The sequence below is a fragment of the Leuconostoc palmae genome (assembly GCF_019656075.1).
Taxonomy (GTDB): domain Bacteria; phylum Bacillota; class Bacilli; order Lactobacillales; family Lactobacillaceae; genus Leuconostoc; species Leuconostoc palmae.
Genome location: NZ_BPKZ01000014.1, coordinates 1 through 23688 on the forward strand (window position 1 = coordinate 1; position 23688 = coordinate 23688).

Consider the following 23688-nt stretch of genomic DNA (forward strand, 5'->3'; position numbering starts at 1 on the left):
CCTGAAACCTTATATTTTAGACGTTTGGAAAACCTTTAAATTTTATGGCTATCGTCGTATTGCTGCTTATAGTCAACAAACCGACGGTCCGAAAGTATCTGAGTATATGACACTCAAATTGATGCGTGAATTAGGGATTAAATCCCGCATGCAAAAACGTTATCGCAAACCCAAAACTGTTGTGACGGTTGCTCAAAAAACCAATCTGATTAGACACTTGCATGATTGGAGCGGTGTTTGGCAAACAGATATCACTTATATTCAGTTGACTAACCACAAATGGGTCTATTTAGCGACCATTTTGGATCCTGAGAAGAGAAAAGTATTGGGCTATAAAATTGGCGATACAATGACAGCCGAGCTAGCCACAAGTGCCTTACAGATAGCGTTAGATAAGCATCGAAAGCTACTCATTATTCATTCAGATATGGGGTCACAATACACGAGTGCTGAGTTTAATATTAAATGCCAAAATTATGGCTTGAAACATTCTTATTCACTCAAAGGCCATCCGTACGATAATGGCCGTATGGAAGCGTTTCATTCAATATTGAAGCGTGAAGAGGTTTATTTGAAGGCATACCAAACATTAACTGAAGTCCAAGCAGCCATTGGTTGGTATATCAATTTTTATAATCGCAATCGTATCTCAAATGTTGCCTAAGTAACTGAATAAAAATAGTCCAATTTATTGACTTCTGAGCAAAAATCATGATCTCACTTTCTAAACTAAATGCTATTAAAAAACGATGTTCCACGTGGAACATCGTTTTTAAATGAACTCAACTTCTCCATCGTTGAAATTTTTAATTCGAGCTAAACTCTCTACTCGAATACCTTGTTCATCTAGCTGCCTTCTCCCATTCTGGAAAGTTTTCTCAATAACAATACCTGCTCCAATTACTGTAGCTTGCGCTTGATTTACAATAGATACTAACCCTAAAACAGCTTGCCCATTTGCTAAAAAGTCATCAATAATCAGCACTCGATCATTACTTTTTAAAAATCGCTTATCAATCATAATATGGTTAGTAGTCTGTTTTGTAAAAGAATAAACATCTGCTGTCCAAACATTATCTGGTAAAGTAAGTGACTTATTTTTTCTTGCAAATACTACCGGAACATCTAACGCTAGACCTGTCATAATCGCAGGCGCAATACCTGAAGATTCCACTGTTAAAATTTTATCAATCCCTTCATTTTGGAATAGTTCTGCAAATGTCATACCCATTTCCTGCATTAACTTTGGGTCAATTTGATGATTCAAAAATGAGTCAACTTTTAGAACATCTTTTCCTATTATGCGACCATCTTGTTTAATACGTTCCTCTAGTGCCTTCATATTCCCTCTTTTCAATTCAACAACAAAAATTATTTCTTAAAAAATCCACTCAATCCAAATAAGAGACTGACTAGTCCCATCAAGATCAATGTAATAACAATTGATAACCACCAACCTGCTTGCATATCAGCAAGTGGCAACCACTTGACGTTTTCACCATAAAACCCACTGACTATAGTCGGAATAGTTAAGACGATTGAATAAACTGTCAATATCTTCATCGTCCAGTTCAAATCACGATTACTTAAGTTGCCGTAAGCTTCTGAAACAGAATTGATAACAGCCATAGCTAATTCTGCCATGTGTTCAGCTTGATCAACTTCAACGCGTACATCGTCAATATGTTCTAATTCATTTTTAGTCATACCAGACTTGAAATCTTGTTTAAAAGCATCTAACATAATGTGATTGTTCGCCAGAGAGTTTTGTATATAAATCATTTGTGTTTGCAAGCGCAACAAATCATTCATCTGTTTTGTTGTACGCTTTTGATGACCGAACTGTGCCTGAATAATACGACGTCTACGATTAATTTCGGTAATTTGTTCAACATACCTTGTCATCAGCGAATACAAACCTGTCATCAAAAAATCTGCTATTGTAATCTCATCATCACTAACACGTTTTTGCCTGTTTTTAGGCGACAGTAACACCGCTTGAATATAATCTGTCACATTTTGTGAAAAAGTATATAACTTATTATGCGCTATTAAAATACCTACCGGCCTAGTCTCAACACTATCTTGATGATAAGATATAACATCGATTACCATTAATGACTCATCAGCATCAGTATCATATTCCATTCGGACAGATTCATTATTATCTACCGCATATCCAATAATTTCATTTGTCAAATGATGATCCTTAATTAATGTTTGATTGTCTTGTGGTGTCATATTTGAAATATGATACCATGTAAAATTTTTAAATTGCTTAACTTTTTCGATCATCTCTATATGTCACATTCGTTGGATTAGCATAATTTGCATATGCGATTACTTTAAAACCTTCTCTATCATAAAAACGGCGGGCTGCTTGATTAGCTTGAACAACTTTAAGTTCGAGTGGTAAATGACTACTGGTACGCGCCCAATTGAGTAATGCCTTCCCAACGCCATTATTTTGCCAATTTGTTTTAACAAACAATAAATGCAAAAAACTATCCCACTCTGACAATGAGGCAAATCCCACTATTTCATTTTGAATCACTGCCACCTGCACATGTTCACCAGTAGTAGCATAATCAAAATCACTAAGTTTAGGATTATCCACCCAAGAAAAATGATTTTTCCGAGTTGTTAAATAAAGTTGTGCTAGCTCTGCTTGATCTTCTGATTGCATAGCACGTAATTTTATGTCATGTGTATTAACTTGTAAGTTGTTTTCTACACCCATTGTGTTAAGTTCTCATTATTCATTGTATTGCTTCGTTGACATTAGTAATCATTATATCAGGTTTACCCTATCGCTTTAAAATTTATATGTTTGTCTTCTGTAACATAACAATATTCCAAATGGCATCCGCATAAGCGGCTTTTTTGGAAAGCTTTTGTAAAGTGTTCCGCGTCTGTTTAGGATAGTCTGTTATATAGCCTTTAGCTCCCAAAGCATGAGCGCTGGCGATTTCAGATGTGTGATTCACTGTCCAAACATATAGCGATTTGTGCTCACCAACAATTTTTCTGGCAATAATAGCATTAGCATTGGAATACTCTATCGCATAAAATTGACTAAATTTTGCATCATCAACACTGTTTAAAACAGGTGACAGTATCCCCAATTTGTTCTTAGAATAACGTGATAATCTTTTCATGATATTCTGGTTTAAAGATTGCAATTGAGATTTGTTTTCTTGAAGTGCCTTCCCATAATGCGCCTCAAAATCTTGCAACTGATCATTCGAAATCGTCCCATTAATCTTTAATTCAACTAGTAGCTTTTGATGTAATTGATTAGCTCGTTTAATGTAATCATCAAACGATGTCAAACTAAGTGATTGCCCCTTTTCTTTATAACGAATTCTTTTTAATTCCTGCCAAGAAGTTTGATCAATTTGATATTCTTTGCCATTTTCAGCTTTAATTTTGCCATCATGGCTCAGTACAAAAACGCCATCTTTTGTTGGTTGAATATCCATTTCAATATAATCAGGTTTTGCTTTTACCGTTTGCTGTAGCTGTTCAATTGTATTTCCGGTCTTATTTTCTGAGGTGACACCTTTATGTGCAATGACAAGGAACTGATTATTGTGATTAAACTTAATAGATTTACCCGAAAAATAAGTACTAGCGCCACCAACAACTAAAAGTGTTAGGACAGAGTATACTGCCAACTTAATTGTTATTTTGTCATCATATTGTGCTGTTGATTCATTAGAATCAACAGTATAAAGTAACATCAGTTGACTAGTCATAAAATAGAAATAACCTACACCAATCGCCACTAATAGGTTAGCCTCCCAAAATTTGACATTGCCTGTAAGTAGTTGATCAAATAGCCTTTGTACTAAAAACAACCCACCCATCACTAAGATTGTTAAAACAACCAGTTGTAAAATAAAACTTAATAATTTAAACTCTTGTTTTTTAGTAGTTTGCCAACTTTTTTTGACATTGCTTCGGAAATTTTCTGAAGTTGTCAATGCCAAATAAGCTACCATACGTAATCTAAAAACCAGCCACGCAAAAATTAAATAAATAACACCAATCGCTACCAAAATCATTGGATTTTTAATCATATCGATAAATGTTTTTGGTATGGTTAAATAGTAAGCTATTGGGAATTTAAAACCAATTTGGTTAAGGGGAATTGACAAAACTAACATAGCAAACACACTCAAGTGTATTTGCCAAGATTTTAATGCTTTCAGATACTTTTTGTATGAGATAAGATGCCAAGCTAAACACATGATAGTTGTGACTAACATAACCAACAAAAACCACACAAAAAGATAAAACAACACTGTTATGGCATAACTTATCCAATATTGTTTGATAAAATCAACTAACTGATTGACACTACCTGTTAAAATATCATATGCTGACGGTTGATTTGACTGAACATAATCAATAAGTTTAGACATAGAAAAATTAGCAAAGAATACTAATAAAATTGTAATGCTAGCAAGTTTGCTACGACGCATTTGTGTTTTAAACAGCTTCTCTTCTCCATTAATATGTAGTGTATAAGATATTGTTTATAGAATACCATTTATTAGCTTTAATTAGTAAACCATTAAAAAAGCTATGATACAGGAATGTATCATAGCTTTAAATTTAACGCTTTGCGCTTCGTTTTGCTTTTTTAATTTTACGTTGTAGATCGCGTTCTTTTCTGATAGCTTGTTCTCTATCACGACGTATTTTAAACGGATTTTGCAAGAAGAATGTTTGAATTGTTTGGAACAAATTTCCAACAACCCAGTACAATGACAATGCGCTTGGTACAGCCATTGCTGAAAAGAAAATAACAACTGGAAAAATATATGGCATAGCTTTTGTCATACCATTTTGTTCAGGATTTGACTGCATTGAAAGCCATGATGATGCAAACGTAAATATTGCTGCCAAAATTGGTAATACATAGTAGGGATCATGACTCCCCAGTTGTAACCATAAAAACTTCCCTGATTTCAAAACTGGTGAGTTAAAAATTGATTGATACAAAGCAATCAAGACTGGCATTTGTACAACCAAAGGTAGCATAGATGCAAATGGGTTAACCCCTTCTTTTTTGTAAAGTGCTTGTTGTTCTGCCATCATTAATTGACGACTGTCACTATCTTTACCAGGATATTTCGCTTGAATAGCTTTTAACGCAGGTTGAACAACTTGCATTTTCATCATAGATTGCACTTGATAGACCATTAATGGCAAAATCAGAAAACGAATTAAAATCGTGAAAATAATAATTCCCATACCATAATTATGGTTAAACCAAGATGATGTGCCTAAAATTGATGCTGTAAATACACCTACGAAAGCTCCCCAGAAACTGTGTGACTCAACATGTCCATGATAAGTCATACCAGCAATAACAATAATAGCTAGAGCAACAACAGCTAAAATGATTGGTAAGGGGCCAATTTTCTTTAAAATATTTTCAAATCTTTTCATCAGTCTTCTACTTTCAATATACCGGCTAGCTTCAGCACGTGAATTATTTGTTCTTTAACAAATTTTTGACTCTGCTTTGCAACAGCTGGCCTTGCAATAATAAGTAAATCAATATCTGTTGGTAATTCGGGTTTTAATTCAAGAATACTTTGTCTAATTCTTCTTTTTACCCATACACGATCATGGGCTTTCCCAACTTTTTTACTAACTGATAATCCTAATCTAAAGTGTTTCTGTTCGCATTTTTCAATATGATATACAACAAAATATTTGTTTGCGACCGACTGATGCTTATTAAAAACATTCTGAAACTCAGCTGGTTTTTTAATTCGAAAAGTTTTTCTCATTAGTTCTGGTCTCTCTTGAGGGATATGTACGCGGTTTCAAGCCGCATGGAAGATAACAACTGTCTTGAGTAGCGTTGATTATTATCGAAATAAAAAAGCCACTGCTTAGCAGCGACCTTGCTTGTTAGGCTGATAGAACCTTGCGGCCCTTTGCACGACGGCGAGCCAAAACTTTACGACCGTTGCTCGTGCTCATACGCTTACGGAATCCGTGTACGCGTTCACGATGGCGTTTCTTTGGTTGATATGTACGCTTCATGTGTGTTCACCTCCATTCGCGATTTTTTACCTGCAAAAACTTTGCAATTCAATTTTAATCATACCATGTATTATCTGCATAAGCAAGTAATTTTACACTAAAAAATACTGATATTGACCTTAAATAATCCAATAATACGAGTGTACCTGATTTTAATCATTAACACAAGAAAAAAAGTTAGATAATTTATGTCTAACTTTTAAAAAATTATAATGACACATTATGATGTACTGTCTGTACATCATCATCAGATTCAAGCACATCAACAAGTTTAGTAAAAATGGCTAAATCTTCATCAGACAGTGTGACTTCTGCTTGTGGCAACATTGTAATTTCTGTTGTTGAAAACTCGGATACACCACTTTGTTTAAGTGCACCAATTGCCTTATGTAGATCGCTAGGCTCCGTATAAACAACAATTTGATCATCTTGTTGTTCAGCATCACGGACATCAACTTCAGCATCCAAAAGTGTTTCCAAGACAGAATCAGCATCATCCCCTTCAAATACGATAACCCCTGTCTCATCAAATAGGTAGCTCACTGAACCGGCAGCGCCATAAGTACCACCATTTTTATTAAATGCTGTTCGAACATTAGTCGCTGTACGATTAACATTTGAAGTCAATGTATCAACAATTATTAATGAACCATTTGGTCCGAAACCTTCATAGCGCCCTTCTATAAACGTTTCATCTCCTGAACCACTAGCTTTTTCCAAAGCACGTTCAATGACATGCTTGGGTACTTGAGCTTGTTTTGCACGTTCAATCACGAATCGTAACGTTGAATTAGCTTCAGGATCTACACTACCACCCTGTTTAGCTGCAGCATATATTTCAATACCATATTTACTATTAACTTTAGCAGCAGCACCATCAGTCTGCGCCTTTTTCATTTTAATATTTTCCCATTTACGTCCCATGGTCCACCTCATTAAATTTATTTATCTTGTTTATTATAATAGTTATTCTGATTTTTGCACCAAAAAAAGCTATATTTTTGCTAATCATTTTTATCAAACAATATTAAGGTTTAATCACTCGATATTGTCCTGGTTTTAAATCAGCTATATGATAATCGCCGATATGGGTACGAATTAAACGTAATGTCGGCAAACCAACTGCCGCAGTCATGCGTCTAACTTGTCTGTTACGCCCCTCTTTAATCTTTAATTGTATAAAACTCGTCGGCTGATTCAATCTAATTCGAATAGGTTTTTCCCTTTGCCAAAGCCACTTAGGATATGACATACGTTTCACTTTAGCAGGCAATGTCATGCCATCTTTTAACTCAACACCTTCCGCAAGTTGTTTTAACTGAGCTTTAGTTGGTATTCCTTCAACTTGGACAACATAGGTTTTATATGCTTTGTTTTCTGGATCTGTTAACTCATGATTTAACTTCCCATTATTAGTGAGTAACAATAAACCTTCACTATCCATGTCTAGACGACCAGCAGCATACACTTTAGGAATATCTATATAATCAGCTAAAGTTTGACGTCCTTCACTATCCGTAAATTTAGTCAGAACATTATATGGTTTGTTAAATAGTACGATCATAAGCTTAATTATAGCAAAAATTAAAACGTTATTCTCTTTAATATTACATGACCTTTAGATTTTCTTTATAATTCACAATCTTATTAAAAAATAGCCACACCCCTGTGGATGGTAACGCTTTATAATACAATTACAAACACCTTTAATATGTAGTTATCCACATATCCACAAGTTGTGGTTTGTAAACTGTGGATAATGTTAATAACGAACCTCAAATAGTGTCCTTACAAACTTTTAAATGTGTATAACATTGTTTCTTTGTGGATAACCCGTACATTTGTTCGTCTTTGTTTTCACATCTTGTTGATTTTAATGTCCACAGTTGTTGATATTTACTTAATTTAAAATTATCCTGTGGAAAACTTATTTTCTTACTGTTATAATTGTCTTTGCTACTTACTCTGAAACATTATTAATAGAGAAGTTTGAATCGCGCATTAAGCTTTTGGATAGCTGATTTTATGTGCCTGATTTTATAGGAGAGATATTCGTGACAAAACCAATTACAAAAGAGGAGCTATGGAATCAAGTCAAAGCCAAATTCTATCAAGAAATTGGACCAGTTTCATTTGATACCTATATAGAACCACTATCACCAATTACTTTAACTGAATCAAGTATTATTTTAGAAGTACCTGCTGAAGAAAGCACAGATATTATTGATAACTGGAATAAATCTTACGCTATGAGCTTTGTACAGTACGCAATGGAGATTGCAGAAGGTTTCATTAAACCTGAATTGCGTGTTGCTGAAGCTATGCCGAAATCAATACCGTTATCCACTGAAAATTTAACATTCACGCGTGAATCAGACCTAAACGATAACTTTACTTTTGAAAAATTCGTTGTTGGCGCTGGGAACGAAAATGCCTATGCTATCGCACGTGCTGTAGCTGAAGATCCAGGTCGTGTTTATAATCCTTATCTCATATATGGCGGTGTTGGTCTTGGAAAAACCCATTTAATGCAAGCAATTGGTAATGCTTATTCAACCACAACACCATCTGCAAGAATTAAATATGCAACTGCAGAAGATTTTTTAAATGATTTTACTGAATCATTACGTGCTGGTGAAGGGGCGACAGCCGCCTTTAAAAAAGAATATCGTACGGTTGACCTACTATTAATAGACGATATTCAATTTTGGTCTGGAAAAGAAAAGGTTCAAGAAGAGTTTTTCAATACATTTAATGTATTAACTAAAACTGGTAAGCAGATTATTATGACATCTGATAAATTACCAACAGAAATTGTCGATTTACAATCTAGACTAACTTCACGTTTTGAAGCTGGAATTTCAATGGATATCCAAAAACCTGATTTACCAACGCGTGTTGCGATTCTTAAAAATCTAGCTGAAACTGATGGTTTAACTATCCCAAACGATGTTTTAGAACTCATTGCAGATAAAATTGATTCGAATATCCGTACTTTGGAAGGAACTTTTCACCGTTTTGAAGCGATGTTACGATTCAGAAATAAACCTGCCACTAAAGAGACTGCTCAGCAGATTCTAGGTGATTTGAATATTAATCAAGGGTTTAAAATCACAGTCGAAAGAATTCAACAAGTTGTTGCTGATTATTACATGCAAACAATTGATGATCTTAAAAGTACAAGCCGAAAGAAAGATTTAGTAACTGCAAGACATGTTGCAATGTACTTAACCAGAACATTAACCAATGAAAGTTTACCTGATATTGGTCGTTCGTTTGGTGGTCGAGATCATTCATCAGTTCTTCATGCAACAACTAAGATTACTGAAAAGGCTGAGTCTGACTCTCGAACCAAAGAAATGTTAGATGCCTTAAGTGATGAAATAAAAAATGGGAAATAAATCAATGTGGATAACAATGAATAACCCATCTGTTTTACAAACAAGGTTGTGAACAACTAAAATAAAGTCAGTTATTATTCACAGCTACTTATCCACAACATTAACACCCCTTATTATTACTATTAGATTTATTAATTTAATTATTTTAAAAAGTGGGTCCCTTAAATTCATAAAAAGGAGCATATTTATGCAATTTTCAATTAATCGTCATGCTTTTATTAAATCTTTAAATGATGTGTCTAGAGCTATTTCATCAAGAACGACTATTCCGATTTTAACTAACATTAAAATTGTTGTATCTGATGATGAGTTAATTTTGACAGGATCCAATAGTGACATTTCAATCGAAACACGTCTCCCTGAATCAGATACAACTGCTCAGCTAGTCATTAAAGAAAAAGGTGGTATTACATTACCAGCAACATTTTTTTCAAGTATTGTTAAAAATCTTCCTGCTGATGAATTAATACTTTCTGTTGATGGTTTGCGTGCCAGCATTACGTCTGGGGCATCTGCTTTTACAATTAATGGACAAGATATTCGTAATTATCCTCAACTACCAGAAATGGATGATGTTCAAAGTTTGAGTGTTTCAGCAGCCCAATTAGTAGACATTATTTCTCAAACAAAAATTTCAGCATCAACACAAGAGAGTCGACCAATTTTAACGGGGATTCATTTGGCATTAGATGGGTTAGATGTTAAAGCAGTGACGACAGACTCTCATCGTCTATCACAACGTATTGTCACATTAACCGGAACGGATGCTCATATTAAGGCGGATGTTATTATTCCAGCTAAATCTTTTAATGAGCTTCAAAGTTTGTTAGAAGGACAAGATCGTGTTGAAATTAAATTGTCATCTAATCAAGCCGTATTTGATTTAGGGCATACAACGTTCTACTCTAGACTACTAGAAGGGAACTATCCTGAAACGGATCGCTTAATTCCTACTGAAAGTACAACACAATTAACGATTGATGCTAGTGATTTGTTGGGTGCTATTAATCGTGCTAGCTTATTAAGTCATGAAAGCCGTAATAATGTTGTGCAGTTAGCAATCAAAGATGGGTTAGTGACGCTAACTGGTACTTCTCAAGAAGTAGGACAAGTTCAAGAAAATCTGTTGACTAAAACAGTTGAAGGCGAAAATTTAGAAATTTCGTTTAATCCTGATTATGTTCGTGATGCTTTACGTATATTTAGTGGCAAGTCTATTGATATTAAGTTCACCACTAATTTAAGACCGTTTACTTTGACACCATCGGGTGAGACTGATAATAAACAGCTACAACTAATTACACCAGTTAGAACATTTTAATTATTCATAGCCGTTTTAAATAAAGCTTAATGATGTTAAGCTTTTATGTTTAAAACGCTCTAAAAACGCTTAAAAACGATTTTAGAGCGTTTTTTTAGGATATAGTCGTAAAAAATGGTATAATACGAAGGTAACGAATATGACGAAAACTGTAAAAATAACAACTGAATATATCACGCTCACGCAACTATTAAAAGAAGAAAATATTATTTCATCTGGCGGTCAAGCAAAATACTATTTGATGGACTTTCCAGTTCAGCTGAATGGCGAAAAAGAAAACCGTCGTGGAAAAAAATTATACGATCATGATGAAATCATTATTGAAGATGAAACATACATTATCGAACTAGCAGAAAATGCAGAACAATTAATTGCGGAAGCTGAAGAGCAGAGAAATCAACGTGCTGATGCCGCTAAAAAGACAGTTCGAGATGACCGTATTAAAGCACAAAAAGCCGCAGCGGCTAAAGCACGTAAAGAGGCAAGATTTGCTGAATTACGGAAGCAAAATGGCACGCGTTCCGGTGGTTTTGGAAGACCTAGATCAAGTGGTCGTTCTGCCCACCGACCTAAAGGACCAGGTTCTTGGAACTCGAATCATTAAAACTTGTAAATTATCGTAATTACGATAATTTAGAATTGTCATTTAGTAGTGGCGTAAATGTTTTTTTAGGAGAAAACGCACAAGGCAAGACAAATTTACTTGAAAGTATTTATGTCTTAGCTTTAACGCGGTCACACCGTACGAGCAGTGATAAGGATTTAATTCAGTGGCACGAAAAAGAAGCGACAATTAGCGGACGTGTAAAAAAAAGAGTTAGCGAAACACCACTAACATTGCATTTTTCTAATAAGGGGAAAAATGCGCGCGTTAATCATTTAGAGCAACCCAAGTTGTCGCAATATGTTGGACAATTAAATGTTATTTTATTTGCACCTGAAGATCTTGAATTGGTTAAAGGAGCACCAACTGTTAGAAGGCGCTTTATTGATATGGAATTTGGGCAAATGAATCCTTTGTATTTATATAATATGACCCAATTTAAACGTATCTTAAAAGAGCGGAATGCGTATCTTAAAAGATTACAGTTAAAACAAACAAATGACACAATTTTTCTTGATGTTTTAACTGAACAATTAGTCGAGTTTGGTTCACAAATTTTACTCGCTAGAAAGCTTTTTGTAAAACGTTTAGAAAAAGCGGCTCAACCAGTTCATTTTGAAATATCAGATCAGCGTGAAATGCTGTCTTTAACGTACCAAACAAGTATTGATGTAGGGGATAATTTTGATGTTAATGATATTAAAAAAGCCTATTATGATACATTAAGTCATCAACAAAAACGTGAAATACTTCAAGGGACAACACTAGTGGGGCCACATCGTGATGATATACAATTTAATGTTAATGATAACGATGTTGCAGTGTTTGGTTCACAAGGACAACAACGAACAACGGCATTAGCAATTAAATTAGCGGAAATTGAGTTAATGGCAGAAGAAACGGGTGAATATCCGGTATTACTTCTGGATGATGTCTTAAGTGAATTAGATGCTAGTCGACAAACGCACTTATTGATGACTATTCAAGATAAGGTACAAACCTTTATTACATCACCAACGTTAAGTGATGTAACACGTCAGTTAATTCATGAACCAAGAGTGTTTCACGTGAAACATGGCAAAATTAATTTAGAATGAACTGATTAATGACAATAGTATGAAGTACATAGAGGATGAGATATGTCTGAACAAGATAACAACGAAATTGAAAATATCGATGGCATTGTAACTGATGATGAAGAAATAAGAAGTGCTAGTACCGTTGATGCAAATGCAAATGATTACAATGCTGATCAAATTCAAGTATTAGAAGGACTTGAAGCTGTTAGAAAACGTCCAGGTATGTATATTGGAACAACAACAGCACAAGGTTTGCATCACTTAGTTTGGGAAATTGTTGATAACGGTATTGATGAAGCTTTAGCAGGTTTTGCTTCACATATCACGGTGACAATTGAAGCAGATAATTCGATTACCGTTACTGATGATGGACGAGGCATACCAGTTGATATTCAAACTAAAACGGGTAAGCCAGCTCTTGAAACAGTGTTTACTGTTTTGCATGCTGGTGGTAAGTTTGGTGGTGGTGGCTATAAAGTTTCCGGTGGTCTTCATGGTGTGGGAGCATCTGTTGTTAATGCTTTGTCTACAAACTTAGATGTTAAAGTTGTGCGCGACGGTCAAGTATATTACATGGATTTTAAAGTTGGTCGTGTTAATACTAAAATGATCAAACTTGATGAAAAGCCAATGATTGAACGTGGAACAATTGTTCATTTCCAACCAGATGCTGACATCTTTAGAGAAACAACTAATTATAATTACAATACTTTGCTAACGCGTGTGAGAGAGTTAGCCTTTTTGAATAAAGGCTTACGTATTTCAATTACTGATAAGCGTGGAGATGAATCTGTCACAGAGAGCTTTCATTTTGAAGGTGGTATAAAAGAGTATGTTAAGTACTTAAATACTGAAAAAACAGTAATTTTTAATGAGCCAGTATATGTAGAAGGCGAAGAAAACGGCATTGTAGTTGAAGCAGCGTTACAGTATACAACTGATGTGAAAGATAGCTTAAAAACTTTTACTAATAACATCAATACATACGAAGGTGGGACACATGAGACTGGATTTAAAACAGCGCTCACACGTGTTATCAACGACTATGCACGTAAAAATGGTCAGTTAAAAGAAAATGCGGAAAGTTTAACCGGAGAAGATGTGCGTGAGGGGATGACAGCTATTGTTTCAATCAAACATCCTGATCCACAATTTGAAGGGCAAACAAAAACAAAACTTGGCAATTCTGATGCGCGTCAAGCAACCGATCGTATGTTTTCAGAAACATTTAGTCGATTCATGATGGAAAACCCAACAACTGCTAAACAAATTGTTGAAAAGGGTATTTTAGCGCAAAAGGCACGTCTTGCTGCTAAACGTGCTCGCGAAATGACAAGAAAACAATCTGGGCTAGAAATCGGTAATTTACCTGGTAAATTGGCTGACAATACATCAAATGATCCTACAATATCTGAATTATTTATTGTTGAGGGTGATTCAGCCGGCGGTTCTGCTAAGCAAGGGCGTAATCGATTGACGCAAGCAATTTTGCCAATCAGAGGTAAAATTTTAAACGTTGAAAAGGCTACACTAGACAAAATACTTGCTAACGAAGAAATTCGTTCATTATTTACTGCGATGGGAACTGGTTTTGGAGACGATTTTAATGTTGAAAAAGCAAATTATCATAAAGTCATTATCATGACTGATGCTGATGTTGATGGTGCGCATATTCGAACGTTGCTATTAACATTGTTTTATCGCTATATGCGGCCACTTGTTGATGCAGGATATATTTATATTGCCCAACCACCTCTCTACGGTGTTGCTCTTGGTAATTCAAAAAATCGAGAGTATCTAGATTCTGATGAAGAATTGGAAGATTACCTGTCACAGCTACCATCAACGATTAAACCTAAAGTACAGCGTTATAAGGGATTGGGAGAAATGGATTTCGATCAGCTTGCTGATACAACTATGGATCCTTTGAATCGACGTTTGTTACGTGTCGATCCAGACGATGCAGAAGCTGCTGATAGCATTTTTGATATGCTAATGGGAGATGATGTGGCACCACGTCGAGAATTTATCGAGGAAAATGCTGTTTTCGTTGAAAATTTGGATATATAAGTTTTTTAATTACAGGGTTAAATTAAACCAGTCTTGTTTTATTAAAGACAACATAATTTTTAAGGAGTAATCAATGTCTGAACAAAATGACACGCGTATTCGCAATGCGAACCTATCAGAACAAATGAAAACGTCATTTTTGTCGTACGCAATGTCAGTTATTGTGGCACGTGCTTTACCGGATGTACGTGACGGCATGAAACCTGTTCATCGTCGTATTCTTTATTCGATGATTGAGCAAGGTAATACACCAGATAAGCCACATAAGAAGTCAGCGCGTATTGTTGGTGATGTTATGGGTAAATATCATCCTCACGGTGATTCAGCAATTTATGAATCAATGGTTAGAATGGCCCAACCATTTTCATATCGTCATATGTTAGTTGATGGGCATGGAAACTTTGGTTCTGTTGATGGTGATGGCGCAGCGGCAATGCGTTATACAGAGGCGCGTTTGTCAAAAGTTGCCATGGAAATGGTACGTGATTTAAATAAAGATACAGTTAATTTTGTTCCCAACTATGATGGCGAAGAACGAGAACCTGAAGTTTTACCAGCCCGTTTTCCAAACTTACTAGTGAATGGGGCAACGGGGATTGCTGTTGGTATGGCGACAAATATTCCGACACACAATCTAGGTGAGGTAATTTCTGCATTACATATTTTAATGAATAATCCTGAAGCAACGACGGCTGATTTAATGGAAGCCTTGCCAGGACCAGATTTTCCAACTGGCGGTATTGTTATGGGAAAGTCTGGTATTAGACGTGCTTATGAAACTGGTCGTGGGCGTGTTACAGTTCGAGCTAAAGTTGATATTGAGCAAACAAAAACTGGTAAGGAACAGATTGTTGTTACTGAATTACCATACGCTGTGAACAAAGCACGACTAATTGAGAGAATATCTGAGTTAGCCAGAGAAAAGCGTATCGAAGGTATTACTGGGATTAGGGATGAATCTGATCGTGAAGGGCTTCGTATATCAATTGATGTTCGGCGTGATACTTCGGCCAGTGTCATTTTAAATAATTTATATAAAGAAACACTTTTACAAACGAACTTTAGTTTTAATATGTTGGCTATTAATGGTGGCAAGCCACAAACTATGAGTCTTAAGGCAATTTTAATTGCGTATTTGACACATCAACGTGAGGTTATTCGTCGAAGGACAGCGTTTGATTTACAAAAAGCTCAGGCTCGTGCTCACATCCTTGAAGGATTAAGAATTGCATTAGATCATATTGATGAGATTATTAGTATTATTCGGTCATCAACAACTTCAGAAGAGGCCAAGACACGATTAATTGATGGTTATGCATTGTCAGATAAGCAGGCCCAAGCTATATTAGATATGCGCCTGGTACGTCTAACAGGTCTAGAACGTGATAAAATTGAAGATGAATATCAAAAGTTGGTTGAATTGATTGCTGATTTGAAAGATATTTTGGCTCATCAAGAACGTGTAGATCAAATTATTTATAATGAATTGTTAGAAATTCAAACTAAGTTTGGGGATGCAAGACGGACAGAACTACAGGTTGGAGATGTTACTACTCTTGAAGATGAAGATTTAATTGAAGAAGAGTCAGTTATCGTAACATTAACACGAAATGGCTATATTAAGCGAGTACCACAAAAAGAATTTAAGGCACAAAATCGTGGTGGTCGTGGTGTGCAAGGTATGAACGTTAATGATGAAGATTTTGTCGATCAAATGGTGGCAACATCAACACATGATACGTTACTATTTTTCACAAATACTGGTAAAGTTTATCGAATGAAAGGCTATGAAGTTCCTGAATATGGTCGGCAGGCTAAAGGAATTCCAGTAGTTAATTTATTGAACATTAATAATGATGAAAAAATACAAACAGTTATTAATGTTAGTGGGAACGCCAGTGAAAAAGAAGCTTATTTGTTTTTTGTAACGCGATTAGGTGTTGTTAAACGCACAGCAGTTAGCGAATTCTCAAATATTAGAACCAATGGACTAAAAGCACTTACATTACGTGAGGAAGATGAAGTACTCTCTGTTCAAATCACAGATGGGACCCAAAGTATCTTAATTGCTACTCAAGAAGGTTATTCTGTTCGTTTTGCTGAAGACAGTATTCGTGTGATGGGACGTGCAGCAGCCGGTGTTCGTGGTATACGATTAAGAGATAACGACGCTGTTATCGGTGCTGATGTTGTTACTGAAAAGGATAGTGTTTTAGTAATTACTGAAAAAGGATATGGGAAACAAACGCTTGCAACAGAATATCCAATCAAAGGTCGTGGTGGAAAAGGAATTAAAACAGCCAACATTACTGAAAAGAATGGATTACTTGCTGGCATGATGATTATACGTGGTAATGAAGATATCATGGTAACAACAACGCAGGGAGTTATGATTCGATTTGATTCTAGTGCTGTTAGTCAAACAGGACGTGCAACACTAGGGGTTAGACTGATGCGTCTTGAAGATGGTACTAAAGTGGCTACGCTAGCCAAAATTGAACATGTTGAAGAGGAAATAGTTGAAGATAATGATGCTGTTTCACGTGAAACAGTTCTTGATAACAAACAACTCTCGCAAGTGTCAGACCTATTAAATCATGCTTCTAAACATGATGATGCATAAATAAAAAAACAGATGATCAATTCATCTGTTTTTTATTTACATCATCCCAAATTTACGAAAAAGCATGGTTATATTATATAAATTCAATTTATGATAACTCCTTCTCATTCACTAGTAAATAATACGTTAGTGAGCAGAGTTGATATCATAAAATTAATTAATCGTCAGGTGTTATATCTTTATAATAATTATCTTTTGAAATTTTGCTATCTTGTGCATCGGGAATTAAAATCCATGCCAGAATATAGAATAAAATTCCTGGGAATGGGGATAGTGTAATTAGAATAAAAATAATTCTAGTAAGCGTAACATTCCATCCGAAATAATCTGCAATACCACCGAGTACACCACCAATTAATCGGTTTTGTTGAGATCTTCTTAATTTTTTGTGGTTTGTCATAATAAAATCCTCTCTATTTCATAAAATGTTGAATAGTTTCAGCAATATAGTATCCTACGGATGCCCAGCTGAGTAATGCAGGCCACAGTGTTGAAAACCAATCATGAGAAGTTGCAAATTCAATGCCAGCTGCTAAAAAGAAGCCGATGCTATATGCAGGAAGGCTGTGAGTGTGATGATAATGTTCTTTCATAAATTATGTCCTTTAATTATTAATTAATGATAGATTAATATATCTTGATTGTGCCAGATTCAACACTAGCATCAATTGTATACTCTGGGTTATCTCCGTAAAATCCGCGTTTATAACTGGAAGTATTTTTATCAAAATGTGTGTTCGAGGATTCAGTCAACGAAACAAGTCCGATGTTGGCTAGTAGGTCGAAATAAAAAGACTGTAATCCGGGTTTAGTGACACGAATTGAACTTGTATTGGCTTTAATTTTTAGATTACTAGTTAAGGAGTTAATACGCAGGCGAATTTCTCCAGATGTTGCACTAAAATTACCACCACCATTGAAATTATTAGCATCAATTATACCAGATTGAACCGTTATTTGAGCATGTTTGCTTGTGGTATTATCCAGTAGTACTTTACCAAAATTGTTCGAAATATTAAGCCCATTTGAATCTATATTCTTAGCTGATAATTTTCCGGAATCCAGTGACCAAATAGCTTGTTTGGCTGTTATGTTGTTTCCTTTGAAAGAACCAGAATTCATGTAAAGATCAAATTGATCTAAATTTAAATCGTGAGCAGTAATTTGACCTGAGCGATTAATGACTGAAATATGACTTTTTGGATAATATTTTGGAAGCCCGACATTAACCATCGTACGGACATGGAAAATTAGAGGATTATCACCTTTACTAATAGTTACTTCAGAATCGGTTTCAGTGATGTTAGCAAAATAACGTTGATTATCTCTGCTGAAATATTCATCCAAAGTAATTAAATCAGACTTATCATTCGTATAAAAATTCAGTGTGGCGTTAGCATAATTAAATGTTATTTTTTTATCACTGATTGGTAATTGAATATTGTGATGAGCAACGGCCCAAGTAGGTGCGTTTGGAGTGGTCTCTTTAAAGTCGTCGTCATGATAGTGTGATGATTTATCAAATTTATAATAGTTACTACCAAAACGCGCACCAGATTTATCTAAATGTAACCAATCACCCAACTTTACGTGATTATTTTTACCATCAATAACAATATCATCGCCTAAGCGTATACCATCACCATCAATGTGCAGATTGCCGAGATGAACACCATTATCTGAAAACTCAAAAAAGCTTTTTTTGTTGCTATTTGAGGTTGATTCGTCAGTCTGTTTTTTATAATCAAACTGATTATTTGTGTTACTCATGTCTCTTAAAACACTGTCTATATCACCTAACTGTGAAAAAGCATCATCTAAGGCTTCTTCATGTGATCTATCTGATTTTGTAAAATCTTGATAGACATCCATTAAATCAGCTACTAATTCTTCTTTAAATTCTGTTAATTGATCATTTGGTTGATAGTTTGAAAATATAGTATCGAGTCTTGTTCTGATCGATTTTTCAATTGCGTTCATCTGTCGAATCTCCTTCAATAATTTTATCTAAAATCAGTTGATTAATAATATTTTGAGCAATTTGCCATTCAGTAACAGCAACATTTAGATGAGATTGTCCGATTTTTGTTATTTTGTAATATTTTCGACGTGCGCCTTGGCTTTCATTACCCCAATAACTACTAATAGCACCACTTTTCTCTAGACGTCTAAATGCAGTATAAAGAGTTGCTTCATTGAGTTCATACTGATTATGACTAAGTATACGAACAGATTTAGCTACTCGGTAGCCATATGAATCATGTTGATTAAGGATATTTAAAATAATGGTGTCAATATGACCCCTAATTAGATCTTTAGAAATTGCCATAAAATAGTCCCCATACTTATATTTATTACATCATAGACCAAATTACTGTGTTTGTAAAAGTAATTTAATTAACATAATTTAATTGATATTTTCAAATAGAAAAAGACATCTACTAAGATGTCTTTTTCTATTTATCGTACCAATTGATTAATGGCGTTTGGGCAAAATGGTCTATACGATTTCTAAATTGTTCGAGGGACTCAGGTTCTTTTTGGCTCATCCAAACAGATATAAATCCCATGAGTGTTTCGATAAGATATTCTGTTTTTAAAGGATCGCTGGATGCAATTTCACTACTTGAGATAATTATGGACTTATATTTTGTTTTAATGAATTGTATCCACAATCCTTTGACATATATGCGTGTATAAAGAATATGAAGCATGTCTCTTTTATTATATAGTAGTGGTGACATATCATTAATAAACACATCTAAGATATTATTGCTGTTACTGAGACTAGACATGACTTGAGCTTTAATACTTTTATCGACTTCATTAATAGAGGCATACATTAAGTCTTCAATTGAAGGAAAATAAGTTTTAAGTTTTGATACTGAAATGTGAGATAGTTTTGAAATACTTTCAAATGTTGGCTTTTCATCTAAACTATTAGCCATACTTTTAAAAAATGCTGATAAAATAACTGCCTCATCAGTACTACTATGATGATCATTGCGATGGTTTAAAAAATAATCAAGAGGTAAATCAAAAGTATCAATAATTGTGAGCATCATTTCAGCACTGGGATGCCCCTTTTGACGTTCCCAATTAGAAATAGACTGGTAAGAAATAAACAGTTTATCAGCGAACTCTTGCTGTGTTAAATGGTGGGATTTTCTGAGTTGTTTAATTTTTTCACCAATATTCATGCGATTCTCCAAAAATAGTCTATGTTATTTATTATTATACAATTTAATTGCTCATAAAGTGGAACGTTTATCACAAAAATTATAAAAAGTCACTAATAAATTTTGCTAATTTATGAAAAATAATTGAATTTTTTAGTTTATTAATTTGCTACTATGGATAAAGAGGCTGTTATTAATTGAAGCAGAGTTCTAAACTAGGGGTTCCCATATCTAACATTGCTGTCTATAGTTGTTTAGTCAATTATAGAAATTAATGTTAGGTATGGGATTTTTTTTATTGTTAAAAAATGCCACATAAAGTTGATTAAAAAGCTATTTTTGTAGTGCAACTATTGGTTGCGACCTTGTCAAATAAAAGGTTACAAGGATTTTAATTAAAAACGTTTCAAAAATTTGAAACTCTGTATAATCTAATTTAGAAGTGATCACTTCAGTTATAAAAAGGAGTTTCAGAGAATGGAAAATGTCTTTAAATCTCAGTTAAGCGTTTTGAGGCAAAAAAAGAAATTATCACAAGAAGCATTGGCGCAAAAGTTATTTATCTCTAGACAATCAATTTCTAAATGGGAAAATGGGGATGCTGAACCAGATATTGATAAATTAATTTTACTGTCAGAAATATTTGCGGTGAATTTAGATTTCTTGTTGGCTGGCAAAAATACTTCAGAAGAGTGTATATTGAGTCTGAAAAATATTGCAAAAAGTTTTAAGAAACCGGTGTTAAAAGATATTAATTTATCAATTTATGGGCGTGATCGTATTGCATTATTAGGAGCTAATGGATCGGGTAAGACGACCATTGTTAAAACAATCATGGGTTTAGTTAAACCTGATAGCGGGGAAATTAGCAGTATTCTAAATCCTAAAGATGATCTGAGTGTTATGCCTCAGGAAAATATATTGATTGAATCACTTCGTGTAAAAGAACATGTTCGTTTATCGGCTAGAATTCAAGATCAGTATATACCACAACATGTTAATGATATGTTAGAAATTTTTCAACTAAAGCATCATGAAAAATCAGCTGTCAGTCAGCTTTCTGGTGGACAAAAAAGGCGGCTTGCGCTGTTAATTAGTTTACTAAAGCCGTCTAAATTATTAATTTTGGATGAACCAACAGTTGGTATGGACCTTGAATCAATCGATTTTTTTTGGAACTATCTCGATCATATTGGGGGGAGTGTGTTAACTATAACCCATGACTTCAATCAAATTGATCAATTCTTTAGTCGTGTTGTATTACTAAAAAATGGTGTTATTGCGGCTGACGAATCTGTGGCAAAAATTCATTCAAATAACCAAACTATTGAACAATGGTATCGTTCAAATAACCAAGAAAGGGTGACTATTAAATGATCACATGGATTGATATAGTTGATACTTATCGCAACAAACGTTTTATAATGTTTACGATTATTTTCCCATTGTTTTGGTATATTATGATGGTAAATGTTAGGCACGTGTCTGTTACATTTGATTTGAAGCAAAGCTACCTATGGTTGGTAATTGCATGTATTATTGGAATATCAGGCAATTCAGTTGTAACATTTGCTAAGAAAATTAGTGGAACATATCGCTTTTACCAACTGCAAGCGAAAACATCACATTACAGTTTGTCACGTTGGCTAATTAGTCAATTATTGGTGCAGTTAATCTTGAATTTAAGCATCTGTTTAACGGTGTTGTTGTCTGGAATTATCATGCATACAATCGCACTCAATGGAAAAACACTTTTCATAGTCCTATTATTACTTTTAATGGGCGTATACCTTAGTATAATTGGGTTTTTAATCGGTGTTTTAGTTGATGGAAAAACGATTGCTGCATTAAGTATGCCTTTAAGTATGATTTTTGGGGTATTAATGATTCGCTGGAATACGATTTTGCCGATACAAGGTATTTTAATGACAAGTGTATCTGTCATTCAAAAAATATTCCCGGGTTATTATTTATTTGATATCATCAACAAGTTGGTGAAACACGAATCAGTTCTAGTAGCCATGGTACAATTCTTTTCAAGCTGCCTACTTATTCTGGTACCTATTGTGTTGTTGATGGTGTTAAAACGGAATAAAATTAAACAAGTAGTTATCGTGGGTAAGATATCATGACAACTTTACACAATTATTTGAAACGACACTATGAGTTAGGCGAATATGATCATCAGAACTATCACATGGAAGATCTAGATGATTATGAACTAGGAAGACAAAAGGCTCAAGAACGTTTAAATAGAGGCTTGAAGCTACACTATTTTCCTTACCAGCTTTTACGTATATGCAATGTTTTAAGTGGTCAAAAATTAGTAGAATTAGTCAAGTATATTTAAGGGTATAATAGTTTGAAACATAAAAAAAACGAGCCATAAGCTCGTTTTTTTTATAATACTGACTTTTCATTTAGAGAGTTGGGAGCATCACGTAGTGCAATATAAAATGATGCACTGATAGATAGTGTGTAGGGAAGTACGAACAGTCCCGCAATGCCAAGTGTAATGAAGCTGAGTAAAAACCAGCCAATCAAACTTAGATACAAAACAAAGAGCTGACCTTTATTATTATTCATTAATTTTCTAGAAGCGGTAATGTAGTCGTTGGCTGACTTGATATCTCTTCCAGCACGTAAGTCATCACGATAAATGTAAACAGCCTGTGAGTATGAAAAACTTTTGACAATACCTGGAACGAAAAATAGTAATGACCATAATAATGTATAGATACTTCGTAAGAATGAAATCTTGAAATTCATGCTTGTCAGTAATTTAAAACCGGCTTTGATAGGTGATTCGGGTTCAGAATTGCTTTCTTGCCAATCCATAAACCCACTAACTGAGCTTTCGGTGAACATGTCTTGAATTGCTGATAGAGCAGAACTCACGACAATAGCAATTAAGATACCAATGAATACGGCAATCAAAATAATTAACCAATTATTTTGGAAAAAATGACTCGTATCCATATTAATTGATGCGTCAAACGACGAATCTGTAGTAGATATATTAATATTGTTTGGACGATTGGCACCCACACCAATTACCATAAAAACAATAGGAATCAATGATAGTAGAAAAGATTTTTTAAAATGGGTGGTTACTTGTTTCCAAGCTATCGCCTTAATTTCTTTATTATTTAACATTAAATCAATCTCCTTTGAAACACAATTGTAACAAAGGGAGGCGTTTAAATCAAGTCAGCACTAAAAGTTGTCACTTTATAGTATAATGCTATAAATCAATTCAACAGGTCATTGCTCTTATACTAAAAAAATGGACTATTTTTATTCAGTCCGTAAAATGAAAGTATAGGCGTATTTTTATGTCAATTC

25 protein-coding genes are annotated in these 23688 nt (G+C 34.5%); 10 read left to right on the forward strand and 15 right to left on the reverse strand.

The genetic code is table 11. The features are described 5' to 3' along the window. On the forward strand, positions 1-664 hold a 664-nt coding region (locus K5Q12_RS06600; protein WP_220742955.1), incomplete at its 5' end, for an IS3 family transposase. A 108-nt stretch (positions 665-772) separates the two neighbouring features. Here K5Q12_RS06600 and K5Q12_RS06605 read toward each other — a convergent pair. The 9 genes from K5Q12_RS06605 to K5Q12_RS06645 form a co-directional block, all read right to left on the reverse strand. After that, positions 773-1342 carry a xanthine phosphoribosyltransferase gene (locus K5Q12_RS06605; RefSeq protein WP_220742956.1) on the reverse strand — a complete coding sequence of 190 codons (570 nt, stop codon included), beginning with the start codon at positions 1340-1342 and terminating at the stop codon, positions 773-775. Between the two features lie 29 nt (positions 1343-1371). Further along, positions 1372-2295 (reverse strand): magnesium transporter CorA family protein, encoded by a 924-nt coding sequence (locus K5Q12_RS06610; RefSeq protein WP_220742959.1) that lies wholly within the window; start codon positions 2293-2295, stop codon positions 1372-1374. Further along, complete coding sequence (locus K5Q12_RS06615; RefSeq protein ID WP_220742961.1) at positions 2279-2740, reverse strand: GNAT family N-acetyltransferase; 462 nt, start codon at positions 2738-2740, stop codon at positions 2279-2281. The genes K5Q12_RS06610 and K5Q12_RS06615 overlap by 17 nt, the downstream gene beginning before the upstream one ends. An 82-nt stretch (positions 2741-2822) precedes the next feature. Next, positions 2823-4487, reverse strand: a complete 1665-nt coding sequence (locus K5Q12_RS06620; RefSeq protein ID WP_246570524.1) for a glycerophosphodiester phosphodiesterase family protein — start codon at positions 4485-4487, stop codon at positions 2823-2825. Between the two features lie 133 nt (positions 4488-4620). Then, positions 4621-5460, reverse strand: coding sequence for a YidC/Oxa1 family membrane protein insertase (locus K5Q12_RS06625; protein ID WP_220742963.1), 840 nt, complete (start codon positions 5458-5460; stop codon positions 4621-4623). After that, positions 5460-5807, reverse strand: a complete 348-nt coding sequence (gene rnpA / locus K5Q12_RS06630) for a ribonuclease P protein component (RefSeq protein ID WP_220742965.1) — start codon at positions 5805-5807, stop codon at positions 5460-5462. Before rnpA ends, K5Q12_RS06625 begins: the two co-directional genes overlap by 1 nt. A 124-nt stretch (positions 5808-5931) precedes the next feature. Then, positions 5932-6066 (reverse strand): 50S ribosomal protein L34, encoded by a 135-nt coding sequence (gene rpmH, locus K5Q12_RS06635; protein ID WP_002816117.1) that lies wholly within the window; start codon positions 6064-6066, stop codon positions 5932-5934. A 207-nt stretch (positions 6067-6273) separates the two neighbouring features. Next, a complete protein-coding gene (locus K5Q12_RS06640; protein ID WP_220742967.1) occupies positions 6274-6990 on the reverse strand; it encodes a YebC/PmpR family DNA-binding transcriptional regulator in 717 nt (238 codons plus the stop codon). 103 nt (positions 6991-7093) lie between these two features. Further along, positions 7094-7630 (reverse strand): rRNA large subunit pseudouridine synthase E, encoded by a 537-nt coding sequence (locus tag K5Q12_RS06645; protein WP_220742968.1) that lies wholly within the window; start codon positions 7628-7630, stop codon positions 7094-7096. A 490-nt stretch (positions 7631-8120) separates the two neighbouring features. On the opposite strand from K5Q12_RS06645, the gene dnaA reads away from it, so the two are divergent. From dnaA to gyrA, 6 genes are all read left to right on the forward strand, one after another. Beyond that, the gene (gene dnaA, locus K5Q12_RS06650) at positions 8121-9467 is read left to right on the forward strand and encodes a chromosomal replication initiator protein DnaA (protein ID WP_220742969.1); all 1347 of its coding nucleotides are present in this window, start codon (positions 8121-8123) and stop codon (positions 9465-9467) included. Between the two features lie 187 nt (positions 9468-9654). Further along, positions 9655-10788: a DNA polymerase III subunit beta gene (gene dnaN, locus K5Q12_RS06655; RefSeq protein ID WP_220742970.1), complete on the forward strand. Its 1134-nt coding sequence runs from the start codon at positions 9655-9657 to the stop codon at positions 10786-10788. A gap of 139 nt (positions 10789-10927) precedes the next feature. Next, positions 10928-11392: a S4 domain-containing protein YaaA gene (gene yaaA / locus K5Q12_RS06660; RefSeq protein WP_220742971.1), complete on the forward strand. Its 465-nt coding sequence runs from the start codon at positions 10928-10930 to the stop codon at positions 11390-11392. After that, the gene (gene recF / locus K5Q12_RS06665) at positions 11374-12489 is read left to right on the forward strand and encodes a DNA replication/repair protein RecF (RefSeq protein WP_220742972.1); all 1116 of its coding nucleotides are present in this window, start codon (positions 11374-11376) and stop codon (positions 12487-12489) included. Before yaaA ends, recF begins: the two co-directional genes overlap by 19 nt. Positions 12490-12531: 42 nt before the next feature. Then, entirely contained in the window at positions 12532-14541 is a 2010-nt protein-coding gene (gene gyrB / locus K5Q12_RS06670; protein ID WP_246570526.1) for a DNA topoisomerase (ATP-hydrolyzing) subunit B, read from the forward strand. Between the two features lie 73 nt (positions 14542-14614). Then, positions 14615-17164 carry a DNA gyrase subunit A gene (gene gyrA, locus K5Q12_RS06675; RefSeq protein WP_220742973.1) on the forward strand — a complete coding sequence of 850 codons (2550 nt, stop codon included), beginning with the start codon at positions 14615-14617 and terminating at the stop codon, positions 17162-17164. A gap of 157 nt (positions 17165-17321) precedes the next feature. Here the strand turns inward: gyrA and K5Q12_RS06680 are convergent, their stop codons facing one another. The 5 genes from K5Q12_RS06680 to K5Q12_RS06700 form a co-directional block, all read right to left on the reverse strand. Beyond that, complete coding sequence (locus K5Q12_RS06680) at positions 17322-17564, reverse strand: PspC domain-containing protein (RefSeq protein ID WP_220742976.1); 243 nt, start codon at positions 17562-17564, stop codon at positions 17322-17324. 13 nt (positions 17565-17577) lie between these two features. Then, positions 17578-17757, reverse strand: a complete 180-nt coding sequence (locus K5Q12_RS06685; RefSeq protein WP_220742977.1) for a hypothetical protein — start codon at positions 17755-17757, stop codon at positions 17578-17580. A 34-nt stretch (positions 17758-17791) separates the two neighbouring features. Then, on the reverse strand, positions 17792-19144 hold the full coding sequence (locus K5Q12_RS06690; protein ID WP_220742979.1) for a DUF4097 family beta strand repeat-containing protein: 1353 nt from the start codon (positions 19142-19144) through the stop codon (positions 17792-17794). After that, positions 19131-19493 carry a PadR family transcriptional regulator gene (locus K5Q12_RS06695; protein WP_220742981.1) on the reverse strand — a complete coding sequence of 121 codons (363 nt, stop codon included), beginning with the start codon at positions 19491-19493 and terminating at the stop codon, positions 19131-19133. The genes K5Q12_RS06690 and K5Q12_RS06695 overlap by 14 nt, the downstream gene beginning before the upstream one ends. 127 nt (positions 19494-19620) lie before the next feature. After that, positions 19621-20364, reverse strand: coding sequence for a helix-turn-helix domain-containing protein (locus K5Q12_RS06700; RefSeq protein WP_220742983.1), 744 nt, complete (start codon positions 20362-20364; stop codon positions 19621-19623). Positions 20365-20820: 456 nt separating this feature from the next. Between K5Q12_RS06700 and K5Q12_RS06705 the strand changes: the two genes are divergently transcribed. Genes K5Q12_RS06705 through K5Q12_RS06715 form a run of 3 tightly spaced genes read left to right on the forward strand, consistent with a single transcriptional unit; the run spans position 20821 to position 22693 of the window. Further along, a complete protein-coding gene (locus K5Q12_RS06705; RefSeq protein WP_220742985.1) occupies positions 20821-21720 on the forward strand; it encodes an XRE family transcriptional regulator in 900 nt (299 codons plus the stop codon). Beyond that, positions 21717-22475: an ABC transporter permease gene (locus K5Q12_RS06710; RefSeq protein ID WP_220742988.1), complete on the forward strand. Its 759-nt coding sequence runs from the start codon at positions 21717-21719 to the stop codon at positions 22473-22475. Before K5Q12_RS06705 ends, K5Q12_RS06710 begins: the two co-directional genes overlap by 4 nt. Then, on the forward strand, positions 22472-22693 hold the full coding sequence (locus K5Q12_RS06715) for a hypothetical protein (protein ID WP_220742989.1): 222 nt from the start codon (positions 22472-22474) through the stop codon (positions 22691-22693). The genes K5Q12_RS06710 and K5Q12_RS06715 overlap by 4 nt, the downstream gene beginning before the upstream one ends. A gap of 50 nt (positions 22694-22743) precedes the next feature. On the opposite strand, the gene K5Q12_RS06720 is transcribed toward K5Q12_RS06715, so the two are convergent. After that, a complete protein-coding gene (locus K5Q12_RS06720) occupies positions 22744-23499 on the reverse strand; it encodes a DUF975 family protein (protein ID WP_220742991.1) in 756 nt (251 codons plus the stop codon). Positions 23500-23688 lie beyond the last annotated feature (189 nt).

Bases quoted from the DNA above. Each gene is read 5' to 3' on its own strand.
- K5Q12_RS06640 (WP_220742967.1), bottom strand. From the start codon at position 6,990: ATGGGACGTAAATGGGAAAATATTAAAATGAAAAAGGCGCAGACTGAT.
- K5Q12_RS06610 (WP_220742959.1), bottom strand. From the start codon at position 2,295: ATGATCGAAAAAGTTAAGCAATTTAAAAATTTTACATGGTATCATATT.
- K5Q12_RS06605 (WP_220742956.1), bottom strand. From the start codon at position 1,342: ATGAAGGCACTAGAGGAACGTATTAAACAAGATGGTCGCATAATAGGA.
- yaaA (WP_220742971.1), top strand. From the start codon at position 10,928: ATGACGAAAACTGTAAAAATAACAACTGAATATATCACGCTCACGCAA.
- K5Q12_RS06685 (WP_220742977.1), bottom strand. From the start codon at position 17,757: ATGAAAGAACATTATCATCACACTCACAGCCTTCCTGCATATAGCATC.
- K5Q12_RS06620 (WP_246570524.1), bottom strand. From the start codon at position 4,487: ATGCGTCGTAGCAAACTTGCTAGCATTACAATTTTATTAGTATTCTTT.
- rpmH (WP_002816117.1), bottom strand. From the start codon at position 6,066: ATGAAGCGTACATATCAACCAAAGAAACGCCATCGTGAACGCGTACAC.
- gyrB (WP_246570526.1), top strand. From the start codon at position 12,532: ATGTCTGAACAAGATAACAACGAAATTGAAAATATCGATGGCATTGTA.
- K5Q12_RS06625 (WP_220742963.1), bottom strand. From the start codon at position 5,460: ATGAAAAGATTTGAAAATATTTTAAAGAAAATTGGCCCCTTACCAATC.
- gyrA (WP_220742973.1), top strand. From the start codon at position 14,615: ATGTCTGAACAAAATGACACGCGTATTCGCAATGCGAACCTATCAGAA.
- K5Q12_RS06695 (WP_220742981.1), bottom strand. From the start codon at position 19,493: ATGGCAATTTCTAAAGATCTAATTAGGGGTCATATTGACACCATTATT.
- K5Q12_RS06615 (WP_220742961.1), bottom strand. From the start codon at position 2,740: ATGGGTGTAGAAAACAACTTACAAGTTAATACACATGACATAAAATTA.
- K5Q12_RS06705 (WP_220742985.1), top strand. From the start codon at position 20,821: ATGGAAAATGTCTTTAAATCTCAGTTAAGCGTTTTGAGGCAAAAAAAG.
- K5Q12_RS06680 (WP_220742976.1), bottom strand. From the start codon at position 17,564: ATGACAAACCACAAAAAATTAAGAAGATCTCAACAAAACCGATTAATT.
- K5Q12_RS06645 (WP_220742968.1), bottom strand. From the start codon at position 7,630: ATGATCGTACTATTTAACAAACCATATAATGTTCTGACTAAATTTACG.
- rnpA (WP_220742965.1), bottom strand. From the start codon at position 5,807: ATGAGAAAAACTTTTCGAATTAAAAAACCAGCTGAGTTTCAGAATGTT.
- K5Q12_RS06700 (WP_220742983.1), bottom strand. From the start codon at position 20,364: ATGAATATTGGTGAAAAAATTAAACAACTCAGAAAATCCCACCATTTA.
- K5Q12_RS06715 (WP_220742989.1), top strand. From the start codon at position 22,472: ATGACAACTTTACACAATTATTTGAAACGACACTATGAGTTAGGCGAA.
- K5Q12_RS06690 (WP_220742979.1), bottom strand. From the start codon at position 19,144: ATGAACGCAATTGAAAAATCGATCAGAACAAGACTCGATACTATATTT.
- K5Q12_RS06720 (WP_220742991.1), bottom strand. From the start codon at position 23,499: ATGTTAAATAATAAAGAAATTAAGGCGATAGCTTGGAAACAAGTAACC.
- dnaN (WP_220742970.1), top strand. From the start codon at position 9,655: ATGCAATTTTCAATTAATCGTCATGCTTTTATTAAATCTTTAAATGAT.
- K5Q12_RS06710 (WP_220742988.1), top strand. From the start codon at position 21,717: ATGATCACATGGATTGATATAGTTGATACTTATCGCAACAAACGTTTT.